The organism is Pseudomonas sp. ESBL9, from assembly GCF_036668715.1.
Classification (GTDB): Bacteria; Pseudomonadota; Gammaproteobacteria; order Pseudomonadales; family Pseudomonadaceae; genus Aquipseudomonas; species Aquipseudomonas lundensis.
The window spans coordinates 220,884-235,528 of record NZ_JAZEVV010000001.1 but is presented as its reverse complement, the minus strand read 5'-3'; the positions used below and the strand labels follow the sequence as shown (position 1 = coordinate 235,528).

The window sequence follows — 14,645 nt, the reverse complement described above, 5'->3', positions numbered from 1 at the left end:
GATCAGTTCTCCGTGGCGACAGGGACATCATGCCCGTGCTGCTTCAGCAAGGCGTGGCGCTGAGCGACTTTAAGGTCTTCACGCACCATTTCGGCGCACATTTCTTGCACAGTGATTTCCGGTGTCCAGCCCAACTTGGTCTTGGCCTTGGTCGGATCGCCCAGCAACGTCTCAACTTCAGCGGGACGGAAGTAACGTGGATCGACACGCACCACGACATCACCCACGTTGAGGGCAGGAGCCAATGCGCCATCGATGGATTCGACCACACCGATTTCTTCAACACCGGTACCTTCAAAACGCAAGGTAATGCCCAACTCAGCGGCCGACCAGCGGACGAATTCACGCACCGAATATTGCACGCCGGTCGCGATCACAAAATCTTCAGGCTGTTCCTGTTGCAGCATCATCCACTGCATGCGCACGTAGTCTTTTGCATGACCCCAGTCACGCAACGCGTCCATGTTGCCCAAGAAGACACAGGACTCCAAGCCTTGTGAAATATTGGCCAAGGCACGGGTAATCTTACGGGTCACAAACGTTTCACCACGACGTGGGGATTCATGGTTAAACAAAATGCCGTTACAGGCGTACATGCCATAAGCCTCACGGTAGTTAACCGTGATCCAGTAGGCGTACATTTTCGCGACTGCGTAAGGCGAGCGAGGATAAAAAGGCGTCGTTTCCTTCTGAGGAATTTCCTGCACCAACCCATAAAGCTCAGACGTCGATGCTTGATAAAACCTGGTCTTTTTTTCAAGGCCTAACAGGCGAATAGCTTCGAGAATCCGTAGGGTCCCCATCGCATCGACGTCAGCCGTGTATTCAGGTGACTCGAAACTGACCGCAACATGGGATTGAGCACCCAGGTTGTAGACTTCATCAGGCTGAACTTCCTGAATGATACGGGTCAGGTTTGAAGAGTCCGTCAAATCGCCATAATGAAGAACAAAATTCTGATTATCGACATGCGGATCTTGATAGATGTGGTCCACACGTTGCGTGTTAAAGGACGAAGCCCGGCGTTTGATACCGTGAACTTCATAACCTTTTTCCAGCAGAAACTCCGCCAGATAAGAACCGTCCTGGCCTGTGACACCTGTAATCAACGCTATTTTTTTACTCACGTGCTTCTCCACACAACTCTTTGTAAATACCAATGATTTCCTGGGCGTTTTTTTCCCATGAAAATCTGGATGAATTTTTTAAACCCTTAAGGATATACGACTCTCTAAGCAATTTATCTTCGAGTGATTCTATAGCACCTTTAATGGTCTCTGGCAAAACCTCAGCCAATAGTATTGCGGCATCAGCACATATCTCAGGCAAAGATGAGAACGCAGCGGCTACCACAGGGCAACCCGCCCTCATTGCCTCTAAAGCAGGTATACCAAACCCCTCATATAAAGATGGGTAAACAAGGCAGAAAGCCTGATTATAAAGTTTATTCAATTGTTCATTAGTCAAATAGCTTTCATGCTTATATCTGCCCGGAATTAAGGCATCTAGCTGTGCCAATTCCTGTTGCTTAAACGCCCCCCCTCCCACACACACCAAACGATATTGGGGCAAATGTTCCAGAGAAGCCACTAAGCATGAGAAATTTTTATACCCAGAGCGCGCTCCTACAAACAGCACAAACGCTGTGGAAGGCTCATCTACGCAATTAAGGATTCTATAGTTAGGAGAAACCCCATTATAGATAACTCGAACATCTTTCCCTCGGGCCTCAGGTATGAATTTATACAAGTCATTCTTAGTGTTTTCAGATATGCATATGACAATATCACTATTTAAAATAGCACGACGCTTTTGAAAGGTATGTACTACGCGCCTAGCTCCGACCTCAAAATGCTCGTAGGTGAAATCATGCACTGTAGTGACTGTCTTGATTTTTTTATTCTTAGGGAGTCTATAATAACTTGAGTGAAATATCTTTATATCTTCAGAGACAGGCTGATCCATATAGCGCTCTAAACGCCGTAGATAATAAGGAGATTTAGAGGCAACCTGCTGAAACTCAGGAATGCATGACACATCAAACATGTCATTCCCTCCATACGATAAAAATTTGAATTTCACATCATCCGAAATCAGGAATCCTATCAACTCCTTAAAACAAGCAGATATACCACCAGAGCGTTGAAGTGAAAACACAATGCCGTCTATGAGAATCAAATTACACCTTCTTAACTAGAAAAATAGCAAAAAATGAGGCCAATAAAACTGCTAAGACAAACTCAACACCACGAATGACAGGAACTGTAAACAAAGAGGCAACCGCATACAAAAATACAAAATAGAGTGAAATCAGGACCTTGCTATTATTGCGTTTAACCCCCGTATCAAAGAAAGCACTTAAAGCTCCTAAAAAGGAATATAACAACAACACAAAATACCCAAAATCCAGATACCCATAAGATGCGAAATATAATGCTGGATTCCAAAACCACTTATAATCCTGAAACTCAATACCCAATGAATCGTTCACGCCGGGCCAAACATATGTTAAAAAATGAAAAATAGTTTGAAAACCAAAAGTATAGCCATAATCGACTTGTAACAGTAATTGCAAATTTATAAGCCCTAGCTTCATATACATAAATACAAAATCAAAGACGCTATACCCCTGCATTCGACTCATGGAAAGTACATTTGCTATAACCAACAAAAAAACAAAACAGCAACTTGCTTGAAAGTAAAGCCTTTCCTAGCGCCATAATCAAAGTAACACAGCATCAGAGCCAATATAGTAATTCTATCCAGAGACAAGAACGTCTTAAATACTACAAAAAAGAATGAAAAAAACAATAACCGTTTCATTTGCCTCATTGAGGCCTGATCCAAATTCAAATAGTTAACCGCTGCACATGCGAATAGAAAAACAGCTAACGGTGCATTATTAAATATCTTTATATAACCCGGCAAACCTCCACTACGACTATCCAACAGATATGCATCTCTAACTTCAGCACCAGCCTGACCAGTTAGCATGGAGGAAAAATAATCCATAATTGGCAGGGTTTGCTGAATCTGCCAGATCGAAGTAAAAACTCCAAGAACACTCAGCGACATCAAAACAACAAATACTGGACCTCTTAAAGTGTAGCATCTATTAACATAACTTTTTCGAGAAACCAAGAAGGTAAAAAATATCCAGCAAGAAAAAAAACAGTACACAACACATGCAAAACAATAGCTTCACTTAATGAGAAATCAACACTTACAAGCCCGTTAGGATCATCGTAAAAATACGCATATAGAAAAGGAATATTTGTAAGCAAAAAAAACAAACAAAAAAGTTTTATTGATTTTTATCACCCCCCTCTCCTCACTATCAACTCAAGGACCTAAAGAAAATACCGCTAAAAAAACCTTTTAGCCGAGAAGCGCACACCTTTCTCTTGGAAGAAAAAAGCAAGCCCGCACAACTTCTCACAACAACCCGCACCACTTCTAACATCAACAAACCATGCGAACTTAGCATGTATTTTTTAATAACTACAGCATAACCAATTGCATACATCTGATATTTTTTAGGTAGAATATCAGACCCACAAAAATCATCATCGTGAAATACGGAAGCCTTGTCACTGAAATAAGCTTGATAACCGTATTTTATCAATCTGAAAAACAGTTCTGTTTCTTCAGAACCACCTAGATTAGTACCAGCCCCCAACCTTTCATCAAATCTGATGTGAGATCTATCATCGAGCGACCGCAATGAAATGAATGTCCCCACACTTAATGAGTATTTAATTACACCCAGATAGTTAAGTTTTTTGAATTTTGCTGGATAGGAACGTGACGCATAAGATTTTCCAGTTACACCATCCCGCACAGGAAAAGAAATAACAGCGCCGCGCTCTAAACCACCAACTAATTCTGCAAGAATATCATTATTGTAATAAGCATCATCATCACAAAACCCGATAACCTCACCTGATGCATAATCAAGAGCTATATTTCGGGCAACAGACAACGGGCAAGGCTGACTCTTTAATAACTTGAAGTTTACGACACCAAAAAAATCATTGAAAATAGTTTGTAAATGGTCACCAGAAGTTTGGTCTACAAAGATTATCTCTAATGAATCAAAGTAGCCTACCAAACTATTTAATAAACGGCGTACTTCTTTCTCGCGCCCACCCTGACTTGTTCCAATTAACGACAACCGCACGTTACTCATCTCACACGCATCCTTATTTTTTCAAAAAAATCTTGGCAACTTTAACAATAGATTTAGGAAGTAACGATTTGACAAGGTACAGGCAGCGTAAGCGATAACTTTCACCCTTAGCTGACCTGATCATTGCGAGGGTAAATGGAACATCGGGAACACTACTGGCCTCCGCTGCAGACGTTAAATACGCCCGATTGACGGCACGAGAATAAAGATGACTCTGTGTAAAAAAGCTGAGTATTTTCAATCGTTGCTCATGCATCAACTTGTATTTTTTTGCGGTGTTATTTTCATGTAACCGGTATTTGACAACGGGTTCTTTGATCGATCGCAAACGCTGCCCGGTGTTGGTTAACGTCAACCACATGTACCAATCTTCGACACTCAAAGATTCAGGGTACCCACCTACACGTTTTAATACAGGCGTTCTCATCAGCCCGGCAGGCGCTCCGGGGACTGTTTCCCCCATGATGATCTCATCAAATGTGTGAACTTTATCAGCCCCGTACACACTGGCAACAGGACGGTTTAGATCATCAATCAATTCAAGGCCGCCAAAGGCTGCCACGATGGAATCGTCTGTCTTTAAAACGTCAACCAATACGCTGGTTTTATTCTCCAGCAAAATATCATCACTGGCGATTAATGAAAAAAATTCACCTTGAGACCACTCCAAGGCTTCATTGAGGGTGGCGCATAAACCTTTATTGGGTCGCGAGCGAAATTCGAATCGCTTGAAGCGTTCACGGCAAGTGTCCAGCATGGATTCAATTCTAGACACTGAACCATCCGTTGAGCCGTCATCAATAATAATTAACTCAACGTTATTATAGGTTTGAGATACCACCCCTTTTATACTATCCACGACATAGCGTTCATGGTTATAGGAGGGAATCACAATGGTTACTAACGGCTCAGAACTCATAAATTGCCTACTCAGTTAATGTCGGACTGCTTATTCAGGACTCAAGACGATCGATTCTTTTCCAGACGATAGACCCCATCACAAGCCAATATAAAAAGTATGTGAAGGCATATCCAATAGCTGCGCCCTGAAAACCCAATACCACAGTGAAAAACTTAACACTCGCGACAAAAACTAACGCACAGATTATTTCGGAAACAATGTATAACCGAATCATTGCCTTGCTGATCATTAGATAACCAATGATCCAGCTGCCAATTTTTAGCGTATCACCTGTTAACTGCCATGCAAAAAGGTCGCGCATGGGATAAAAATCAGGCGTAAACAGCACACTGATGATGAAATCCTTCAAAACATAAACGCTGACACCGATAATAACAGCGACCGGTAGTATGTATTTGTAACCATTGATGATTTCAGCACGTATGTCCGTTGATGCTTTCAATTCAGATAATTTTGGAAGGTAATACACCCCTAACGTCGTCGTGACCAACATCAGATACGCGGTGCTCAAGCGCCACATTGCTTCCCAATAACCAGCACTGTCCCAGCCAAAATGTTCGCCAAGTGTGTTACGAATTAAAATTGACGTGAGGGGTAAACATGCTGCGGACGTGAGTGCCATCGCTGTAAATTTTGAGAGATTAAGAGCAATCGTTCCATCAATACGCCCGATCATATCCTTCACACGGAACCAGGGTTTTCGCCCACAGATCGCTAATGTGACAAAAAACGAAATAGACTGGTAAATAGCCAACGCGACTAAAGCACCGTAGAGCTTGTAGTACATCGTCATTAACACGGTTACGGCTAAAGAAAATATACTCCCTGCAATGTTGGCCAATACATAACTATGGATTTCTTTTTTTCCATTAAGAATAGCGAGTAGCAAGGCATTGAATGTAAATAATACCAAGGTCGCTGCAAACCAGAGAAATACACCAGACAACGTCACATCATTGAGAAAATAGCGTGCAAGCGGAACACAAAAAATGGCAACCAAGAGTGCGACTGCAGTAGAGGCACAGATCACAATCATGCCTGCCGTTTTCCATAACCGGCGTGTCAACTCAACATCGCCTTGGTATTCGGCGGTATATTTTGTAACGCCAGTATTGATTGCCCCACTGGAAAAAGCGGTAATCATCTGTACAGCGTTTTGAAACTGCCCTATCGCTGCATATCCAGAAGGACCAACGTACACGGCAAGCACCTTATTGATCCCCAACAAGGTGAGCATTTTTATGATGACTGCAATCGCATTGAGCAGACTCGTTTTGATTAGCGTCATACTTAATGTTTGACGCTAAAGCTATTGCAGACTGACACAATATGACGTGCTTCTTCGGAACTTAACTCAGGACCAATAGGTAAACTTAACACTTCAGCGTGCAGTTGTTCACTCACGGGCAGTTGGAGGTGCGCAAACTCCTTATAAGCATCTTGCTTGTGAGGTGCTATCGGGTAATGAATTAACGTTTGCACGCCATGTTCTTGCAAATGGTGTTGCAGGGCTGCTCGGTGTTTAGTCCTGATGACGAATAGATGCCAAACCTGGTTCGACACGTCCACGCCAGGCAAACTGATTTCCGGATTTTTAATTTCATTCAGATACAGAGAGGCGATGAGTTGTCTATGTGCAGTCTGGACATCGAGGTACTTCAACTTAACACTTAGCATCGCAGCCTGAATTTCATCCAGACGGCTATTCACACCCTTGTATAAGTTTTTATACTTTTCTTGAGATCCGTAGTTTCTAAGCGCTCTCAGTGTGTCAGCTAACGCATCATCATTTGTAGTGATAGCACCCGCATCCCCCAAAGCGCCCAAATTCTTCCCTGGGTAGAAACTGAAGCCTGAGGCATGTCCCCAACTACCTGCCTTTTTTCCATGCAAACTTGCCCCATGGGCTTGAGCGGAATCTTCAAGAACAAGCAAATTGTATTCTTCGGCGATCTGCATGAAAGCAGGCATATCAGCTAAATGCCCGTATAAATGCACGGGCAAAATGGCTTTGGTCCTGGGCGTTATTGCCTGCCTGGTGTTTTCAGGGCATAGATTATAAGTATTGGGATTTGGTTCAACCAATACTGGTGTCAATCCATTCTCGCTGATTGCCAAAATGCTAGCTATATAAGTATTCGAGGGCACAATGACTTCATCGCCATCTGTAAGTTTTCCAAGTTCCTTCCAAGCCCTAATGGTCAATACGAGCGCGTCGAGACCATTGGCCACTCCCACACAATGTTTAACCCCACAATAGTCAGCGAACGCCGTTTCAAAAGAAAGAAGCTCCGCACCTCCAATATACCAACCCGAATTAATTACGCGCTTACAGGCGGCGAGAAGCTCTTCACTAAATACTTTATTTATTTGTTTCAAATCGAGAAAAGGTATCATTACAAGTCACCCGCGTGCGTCAAACTAACCAACAGCTCTTTGTACTGAGCAGTTGAGACATATTCTTTTAATTTTTTGCCTGCTGCGTCTCTATGCTCAAGATCGGCACCATGCTTGACTAATAGAGTGAATATTTTTTTACAGCGCCCTGAAAAATAAGCATCTTTGGCATACATTAACGGCGTCGTACCTTTTCGATTGGGTCTGTTTACATCAGCACCTAGCCCAACAAGATATTTGACTACTTCTAAAGAGCCAGCGTAACAAGCCACAATCAAAGGTGTCCATCCATGACTGCCTGCATCATTGTAGCCAGCACAATTGGATATCAGTCTACGGACTGAGCTCACATCATTTTCTCGACATGACTCTAATAACGAATCTAATCTGTCAAAATAAAGCTCAATATCATAGTCAATCGTTGATACCACAACACTATCGGACTTTTTACATACAACTTCTCCAGCCTTTAGTCCTGAAGAAGTACTCAATAGCGTGGCAGAAACAACTGCTTCTCCATCAAAGCGCAAAAATTGATACTCACGAAATGAGAAGGCACGAATATATTGCTGAATTTCCCATGCTGTTTTTTTTACAGGCAGTTTCACCTCGGAAAAAACAATAGAGCCTGCTGAATAGTAAGTAGATCTTACACTGTCCTGAGGGCTGAAAACGGATTGTCCAGCGATCAAATCTGAGAAATTTCTGGCCAAGACTTTTATCGCGGTGTTTGTGTAAGCAAAATAGAGATCTCTGGACACCCACCATGGCAAGATCTCAAATTCACATTGATCTACTACGCCACCCGTATCGATTCCTTGATCAATACGATGCAATGTGACACCTGAATGAGATTCGTAATTTAACAATGGCCAAACTGAGGTAAACATACCTTTATATTTAGGCAGCAGAGAGAAGTGTATATTGAACACATTCTTAATACTGAACTTTTCTGGCACCACGATCCTATCGAATTCCAAAGACAGAAATAGGATGTTTGCCTGCGCATACGCTTCTTCAAGGCTTATCTCTTTTACACCATGGAACTGTGCTGCTTTTCTCAAAGAGCGTTGCCACTCATCAGCTCCTGATTCGTTGCGATTACAAACAACTGCCACTTTCTCTTTCGGCAAAAAAGAAAGTGCCAACTCCAGACCATGAACAGCAATATCATTTTTGCCGGCAATAATTAACATTCATGACCTCTTGCGACGCGCAAAAACTCTTCATAGTTCCGGATATAATCAGACTCATCATAATGAGCGCTCGCCAACACAAGAAGCACGCAATTCTCACTAAAGCTGTGCATTTCCCGCCACATGAAGCTTTCGATCAATAAACCTTTGGTTGGGGAACACAAGTGTACATCCAACCGTGAAAAACCATCATCTAAAATAATATTACAGCTTCCAGAAATACAAATAGCCACTTGCTTTAAAGTCTTGTGCGCATGAAAACCGCGACTTACACCTTCGCCCGTACGATAGATATAATAAACACGCTTTATTTCAAAGGGCACTTCTTGCTGCTGGCCTATTTCTAAAGCAACCAAATCGCCACGCTCATCGCCTAAACGTTGAAATTCAATCCACTTCTCAAGTTCCATTAGCGAATACTCTTTGCAAGCGTTAGCAAGTATTGTCCATAACTGTTCTTGGACAGCAAATCACCTTGACGTTGCAAATGTGAAAGCTCAAGCCAGCCATTATTAAATCCAATTTCTTCCAGACAGGCGACTTTGAAACCTTGCCTTTTCTCAATGGTTTCAACAAAGTGACTTGCTTCGAGCAGGCTTTCATGAGTACCGGTGTCTAACCAGGCAAAACCACGACCGAGCAATTCAACGTTCAGTTTATTACGATCCAGGTAGGCTTGGTTGATACTGGTTATTTCAAGCTCACCCCGCGCCGAAGGCTTGACTGACTTAGCAATTTCAAGCACTTCATTGTCGTAAAAATAAAGCCCAGTCACGGCATAGTCAGATTTCGGTTTAAGTGGCTTCTCTTCAATCGAAATAGCTCGCTTTTCTTTATCAAATTCAACCACACCGAAGCGTTCAGGATCTTTAACCTGATAACCGAAAACTGTAGCACCATCGGTTATTTTGGCTGCATTGCGCAACATGGTGCCAAAACCATGACCATAGAAAATATTGTCGCCTAGCACTAAACACACTGAATCCTGACCGACGAATGATTCCCCGATAATAAAGGCTTGCGCCAGCCCGTCAGGTGATGCTTGCTCCGCGTAACTCAAATTAATACCGAAGTCTGAACCATCTCCTAAAAGGCGCTTGAAGCTATCAATATCTTGCGGCGTACTGATGAGCAGCACATCTTTAATGCCCGCCAACATCAATACCGAAAGCGGGTAGTAAATCATCGGCTTGTCGTAGACGGGTAAAAGTTGCTTAGAGACGCCTTTAGTAATCGGGTACAACCTTGTACCCGATCCGCCGGCTAAAATAATGCCTTTCATGACTTAGTCGTCCGTAATAATTTTTCAGCGCTTGGTGAGCACTCAACCAACCGAAGTGTCAGCTTAAAGTTTAAACACGCTACCGCCCCAGGATTGATCGTCAATTTCCTGAGAACGGTTTAATCCATAGCTGCCCAGGATGCGATCCTGAGTATTGCTTTAGCGACTGGCGATACTCGCCAGAGGCAAACTGATCTGTTGCTGCCGATTTAGCAGATTGATAAGCAAAATGACCCTTTCATCTCCCTCCATTGCCATGAAGATGGATTCAACGCCTTCAAATCCGTGATCCTTGATGACAACGTGCTCACCTGGCGTGAACTGGGAGATCAGCTGCGTTTTGACACGCGACTGGAGTGTTTCGATGAGATCGTCAGCGACTGCCAAGGGGCGTCCACCAAACGCAACAATACGTGCCACACCTCGCGTCGAGCGCAGAGGCGCCCAGTTTGAACCGGCTGGCATGTGGATGAAGAGATAGCCTGGAAACAACGATTCTTCGATGATTTGACGCTTGCCTCTTAGCATGCGCTCACGGCGGCAGACTGGACGTGAACATCCAAAGCCCTGACGCATAAGGTTTTCTTCTGCGCGCTCATCTTGTTGAGGTTTGCACTGCACCAAGTACCAGTTGCCCTGCTTTGGCGCAACGGATGTCGGGGCATTGTGGTTGCTTCTCAGGTCCATGGGTCAATCATCAAGCGGTCTTCCGTGGTCTGCCATCGTGCCTGTCATGATTGCGCGGGCAAACCGTCAGGGTCTTTTGATAGTGGCGATATGTCATCGCACGTGTTCAGGTTTAATCTTCAGGAATCAGTAGCTCAAGTGATTGGCTTCGAGTGTTGTAGAGCTTGTAGAGTTCATTCGCTAAGGTTTGTTTTGCAAAAAGCTCGCCGTGCACCAAGCGTATTTGTTTGGGCAACGGGTCGATAGCGGATACAAAGTTGAGCAAGCCATGCTGGTCAGCATGGGCAGAATATCCGCCTAAGCTCGAAACGCCTGCACGGATAATACAGCGCTCACCTTCTAACTCAACAAAACCACCTGTCGATCCGTATTTTTGAATATTTGCGCCAGCTGTACCCTGCGCTTGGTAACCCACAAAAAGGACATTATGCCTTGGGTCTGAAAGCATGGCTTTGAGGTAATTAACAATTCGACCGCTGGAGCACATGCCACTTGCCGCTATCACAATGGCGGGGCGACCCGTACTGCTCAAATAGTTGACCGTTTGCAGGTGTTTTGCGTGGCTATCGATAGTGATTAATTGCTCAAAAAGCAGAGGGTTACGATTATCGCGCAAGCGCTCACGTGCAGGCCCATCCCAGTAAGGTTCCAGTTGGCGATATGCAGCTGTTAGCCGACCTGCCAGGGGGGAATCGATGATGACAGGCAATTGCGGCCAATTCACCGGTAAGGATTGATCCTTGTTCGCCGCTGCAGGATTCACTGCAAGGATTGCTTTTCGGTGCAGGATGTCTTCAATTTCGCAGAGCAGTTCTTGGGTACGGCCTATGCTGAATGCCGGAATCAACAAAGTGCCGTGGTCTGCCAATGCCTTGTCGATGGCGTGTTCAAGCTTGAACTGACGGCAAGCTCTGTCCTCATGTAAACGATCGCCGTAGGTGCTTTCCAGGACCAGTACATCCGCACGTTCGGGAGATTGAGGAGACGGTAACAAAGGGGTATGCGGGGCACCCAAATCGCCAGAAAACACGATTCTTGAGTTATGGTCATGAGCCGGGTAGCTCAGATCACATTCCACATACGCCGAACCCAGGATGTGGCCTGCGCGCTGTAAGCGGATTCGCGGCAGTACATGCTCACCGGATTCAATCGCGTGCCATTGTCCGTAGGGCAACGCCACAATGCGGGCATCTACATACTCTAGATAACGCTCAACTTTTTTGGAGTCGCGACTTATTTCAAGCTTGAAAGCATCCTCAAGAACCAATGGCAAAAGCTTGGCCGAGGGTTCGCTACAAATGATTGGCCCATCGAAACCCGCTGCCAGCAACCAAGGAATTCGACCCACGTGGTCAGCATGCACATGCGTAACCACCAGCGCCTTGATACCTTCCAGGCAAAAATCGATGCCTTGCTGCTGGCCATGAACGCTGGTATTGGCACTTTTTTCATTTCCCTGAAAAAGGCCACAGTCAATCAACAGACTGGCATTAGCGTCCATCACCAGTTGGTGGCATGAACCTGTGACGCCATTAACGGCCCCATGGTGAATGATGTGTGGATACGGCATAGGCTTGCTCTCGGCTCAACTCTATGAAGAGGCAATTAGTCCACAAGTCAGGTCGAGATGCATCCAGGCATCTAACCGATCAGCGACGATCACTTTGCAAGACTTTTCCGTTACCGCTCACCACACCCTGTGCTCCGCTTAACGTTGCAGAGAGCACTGGCGACAGTCTTTGCTGCTGAAGTCGATGCGACTTGACCAAGTAACGCATCAGCGCAATGAAGACTCCAAACATGCCACCGAGCAGCAACCCCATCACTACAATCAACGACTTTTTGGGTTTAACAGGCGCCATAGGTTCCAATGCTTTACGGTCGATGGAAACAAGCTTCAGGTTTGTGAAATCCAGATTGTTCAAGTTGCCCAACCGTACGACTTCAGCACGCAGAGGTTCAACCCCACTCAAAAACACGTCTTCATTTTGACGCTGCTTGAGCACTTCTACTTCCCTGTTGCTTTGCAGTAATTGCAACTCACGGGCGATCTGTGCAATGCGCCCTTCGGTAAAGTCATCTGTTTTACGCTGCTGCAAGGCCGCACGCTCCGCCTCCAGGGCTTCAACACCCATAAAGTAGAGAGGAATCTGCTGGTTGTTGATTTCGGTACGCATGACGCTGGTATCGCCCGAACGTACAGAGTCGCCCAAGGCAGAAGGCGTGGTTGGCTTTTGAATCCCCAAGGTTTTGGCAATGCCAATCGCTTCGGACAATTGCGCCATTCTGTCTGAACGCGCTACTTTCAGCTGCTGACGCAAGGCTTTCAGCTCGTCTTGTAGCTGAGCACGCTTGAGGTTATCTGCCTCCTGCAACGTGGCGATACGAGCTGCCTTGTCATTTTCATAACTTGAGCGGGCAGCGTCGATCTTGCCTTTAAGCTCAGTCAGACGGTTATTGACGATGACTTTCAGGTCAGCAGCGATCTGCTCGCGCTCTGCATTGATTGCGTAATCAACAAAGCCATTGAGAATCTGCACACCATCCACGCCCTTGGGGTAATTCAGCTCAAGACCAATGAAAGCACTGAGTGCATCCGCTTTTTTAGGGTCTGGCAGAACCAGCTTGAGCGAGTCACGGTTGAACTCTTCGAAACTTTGCTCAAGTGTCCGGCCTGGACGCTTGAATTGCCTGAAGAGTTCCTGATTGTCCCGGAAGAAGCCCAAGCGCGAATCGTACGACTCCAGGCTGGCCCCCACTTTCATCAACGCTTCGCTGGGTGGCAGCGTGTAGACGCCTGACCGGTTCAGCGCGTCCAGCTCATTGATCGCCGCAGGGCGAAGAACGCTGGTGACTTGATATTCAGGCGTTGCGTAATAGGCATAGCCCAGTGCTATCACCCCGCTGATGATAGTTGTGGCAATGATCATTTTCTTTTGTTGCCAAATCGCCTGAAACAAGGCAATCAGGTCAATCTCATCGGATGATGAGCCACTGGGTATACGAGAAATACTGGTCACAACAAGGGCCTGCCTTCAAAAGAAACTGCGGGCTCGTCATGCAGAAATTTTTCTTGCGTGCTTGAAATACGATTTATTTTCAACCGGGTAATGGCATCACTGCGCACCTGGTGAAGCACAAAAAATAGCTGGCAATCGAGAACAGCCCGCATTCTGCCAGTATTACAAAACAATACAAGGCTTGAGAATAAGTAGGGATTCTCCTGAGAAATCACTTACACAGAAAAAGCCGTATTTCTTACACCGCCTCACTCAACGCGCCTGACTCGCCTCGTAAAAGCTCAAGCGCATGAACGTTGAACGCGCAGGTCAGCTAAGGTGCATGCGGCGCTTCAAGCCGGCGGTTTTTCGCCAGTAGGCAAGAAAACCAATAAGCGGGCCAATTGCTAGCCCTAACAACAGAGCCCCGACAAAGAACAATGCAGCTGGCAGCTGTGGCGTATTCCAGCCAAGAAACGTCAGTGATGTCGCTTGCTGATTTTCAAGAATGAAAACAATCACACCAAAGAAAATCAGCAGAGACACCACCACGACGGCTGTGCGCTTAATAGCACGCATGAGCAGCTCCTTTACTCTTCAGGATTAAAGTCATCTTCCTCGTCCTCATTCACCCGATCCCGCAATTCCTTGCCCGGCTTGAAATGAGGGACGAACTTTCCGTCCAAACTGACAGACTGCCCGGTTTTTGGGTTACGCCCCACACGCGGTGCACGGTAGTGCAGTGAAAAACTGCCAAAACCGCGGATCTCTATTCGATCTCCGGTCGCCAGGGACTGTGACATTTGTTCAAGCATAGTCTTGATGGCCAGCTCCACATCCTTTGATGAGAGTAGCCCTTGATGGGTGACAATTCGTTCGATCAACTCCGACTTCGTCATATTTTTCCCTTCTTTTTCAAGCAGCTAGATCAGCGCTTGAAAGGTTTTAGCATGATCAAGTGACTTTGAACAGC

General features: G+C 45.3%; 16 protein-coding genes. All 16 read right to left on the bottom strand.

The window, feature by feature from the left end; translation table 11 throughout:
* Positions 1-2: 2 nt before the first annotated feature.
* Positions 3-1,127: a GDP-mannose 4,6-dehydratase gene (gene gmd / locus V6F78_RS00980; RefSeq protein ID WP_047280429.1), complete on the bottom strand. Its 1,125-nt coding sequence runs from the start codon at positions 1,125-1,127 to the stop codon at positions 3-5.
* Positions 1,120-2,178: a glycosyltransferase family 4 protein gene (locus V6F78_RS00975; protein ID WP_332726454.1), complete on the bottom strand. Its 1,059-nt coding sequence runs from the start codon at positions 2,176-2,178 to the stop codon at positions 1,120-1,122. The genes gmd and V6F78_RS00975 overlap by 8 nt, the downstream gene beginning before the upstream one ends.
* A gap of 1 nt (position 2,179) precedes the next feature.
* A complete protein-coding gene (locus V6F78_RS00970; RefSeq protein ID WP_332726453.1) occupies positions 2,180-2,644 on the bottom strand; it encodes a hypothetical protein in 465 nt (154 codons plus the stop codon).
* Positions 2,645-2,658: 14 nt separating this feature from the next.
* Positions 2,659-3,075 carry a hypothetical protein gene (locus V6F78_RS00965; protein WP_332726452.1) on the bottom strand — a complete coding sequence of 139 codons (417 nt, stop codon included), beginning with the start codon at positions 3,073-3,075 and terminating at the stop codon, positions 2,659-2,661.
* A gap of 262 nt (positions 3,076-3,337) precedes the next feature.
* Positions 3,338-4,189 carry a glycosyltransferase family 2 protein gene (locus tag V6F78_RS00960; protein WP_080963769.1) on the bottom strand — a complete coding sequence of 284 codons (852 nt, stop codon included), beginning with the start codon at positions 4,187-4,189 and terminating at the stop codon, positions 3,338-3,340.
* A gap of 13 nt (positions 4,190-4,202) precedes the next feature.
* Complete coding sequence (locus V6F78_RS00955; protein WP_047292825.1) at positions 4,203-5,108, bottom strand: glycosyltransferase family 2 protein; 906 nt, start codon at positions 5,106-5,108, stop codon at positions 4,203-4,205.
* 34 nt (positions 5,109-5,142) lie between these two features.
* Positions 5,143-6,399 carry an O-antigen translocase gene (locus tag V6F78_RS00950; RefSeq protein WP_047292823.1) on the bottom strand — a complete coding sequence of 419 codons (1,257 nt, stop codon included), beginning with the start codon at positions 6,397-6,399 and terminating at the stop codon, positions 5,143-5,145.
* A gap of 2 nt (positions 6,400-6,401) precedes the next feature.
* Positions 6,402-7,508 carry a DegT/DnrJ/EryC1/StrS family aminotransferase gene (locus V6F78_RS00945; RefSeq protein ID WP_332726451.1) on the bottom strand — a complete coding sequence of 369 codons (1,107 nt, stop codon included), beginning with the start codon at positions 7,506-7,508 and terminating at the stop codon, positions 6,402-6,404.
* On the bottom strand, positions 7,508-8,704 hold the full coding sequence (locus tag V6F78_RS00940; RefSeq protein ID WP_332726450.1) for an ankyrin repeat domain-containing protein: 1,197 nt from the start codon (positions 8,702-8,704) through the stop codon (positions 7,508-7,510). Before V6F78_RS00940 ends, V6F78_RS00945 begins: the two co-directional genes overlap by 1 nt.
* The gene (locus V6F78_RS00935) at positions 8,698-9,114 is read right to left on the bottom strand and encodes a sugar 3,4-ketoisomerase (RefSeq protein WP_095007857.1); all 417 of its coding nucleotides are present in this window, start codon (positions 9,112-9,114) and stop codon (positions 8,698-8,700) included. The genes V6F78_RS00940 and V6F78_RS00935 overlap by 7 nt, the downstream gene beginning before the upstream one ends.
* Positions 9,114-9,986, bottom strand: coding sequence for a glucose-1-phosphate thymidylyltransferase RfbA (rfbA, locus tag V6F78_RS00930; protein ID WP_047275317.1), 873 nt, complete (start codon positions 9,984-9,986; stop codon positions 9,114-9,116). The genes V6F78_RS00935 and rfbA overlap by 1 nt, the downstream gene beginning before the upstream one ends.
* A 159-nt stretch (positions 9,987-10,145) precedes the next feature.
* Entirely contained in the window at positions 10,146-10,673 is a 528-nt protein-coding gene (gene rfaH, locus V6F78_RS00925) for a transcription/translation regulatory transformer protein RfaH (RefSeq protein WP_048376002.1), read from the bottom strand.
* A 112-nt stretch (positions 10,674-10,785) separates the two neighbouring features.
* The gene (locus V6F78_RS00920; RefSeq protein WP_332726449.1) at positions 10,786-12,243 is read right to left on the bottom strand and encodes an MBL fold metallo-hydrolase; all 1,458 of its coding nucleotides are present in this window, start codon (positions 12,241-12,243) and stop codon (positions 10,786-10,788) included.
* A 79-nt stretch (positions 12,244-12,322) separates the two neighbouring features.
* Positions 12,323-13,693, bottom strand: a complete 1,371-nt coding sequence (locus tag V6F78_RS00915; RefSeq protein ID WP_094991254.1) for an LPS O-antigen chain length determinant protein WzzB — start codon at positions 13,691-13,693, stop codon at positions 12,323-12,325.
* A 309-nt stretch (positions 13,694-14,002) separates the two neighbouring features.
* Entirely contained in the window at positions 14,003-14,251 is a 249-nt protein-coding gene (locus tag V6F78_RS00910; RefSeq protein ID WP_047292814.1) for a lipopolysaccharide assembly protein LapA domain-containing protein, read from the bottom strand.
* A gap of 11 nt (positions 14,252-14,262) precedes the next feature.
* Positions 14,263-14,571, bottom strand: a complete 309-nt coding sequence (gene ihfB / locus V6F78_RS00905; protein WP_047275326.1) for an integration host factor subunit beta — start codon at positions 14,569-14,571, stop codon at positions 14,263-14,265.
* Between the last annotated feature and the right edge of the window lie 74 nt (positions 14,572-14,645).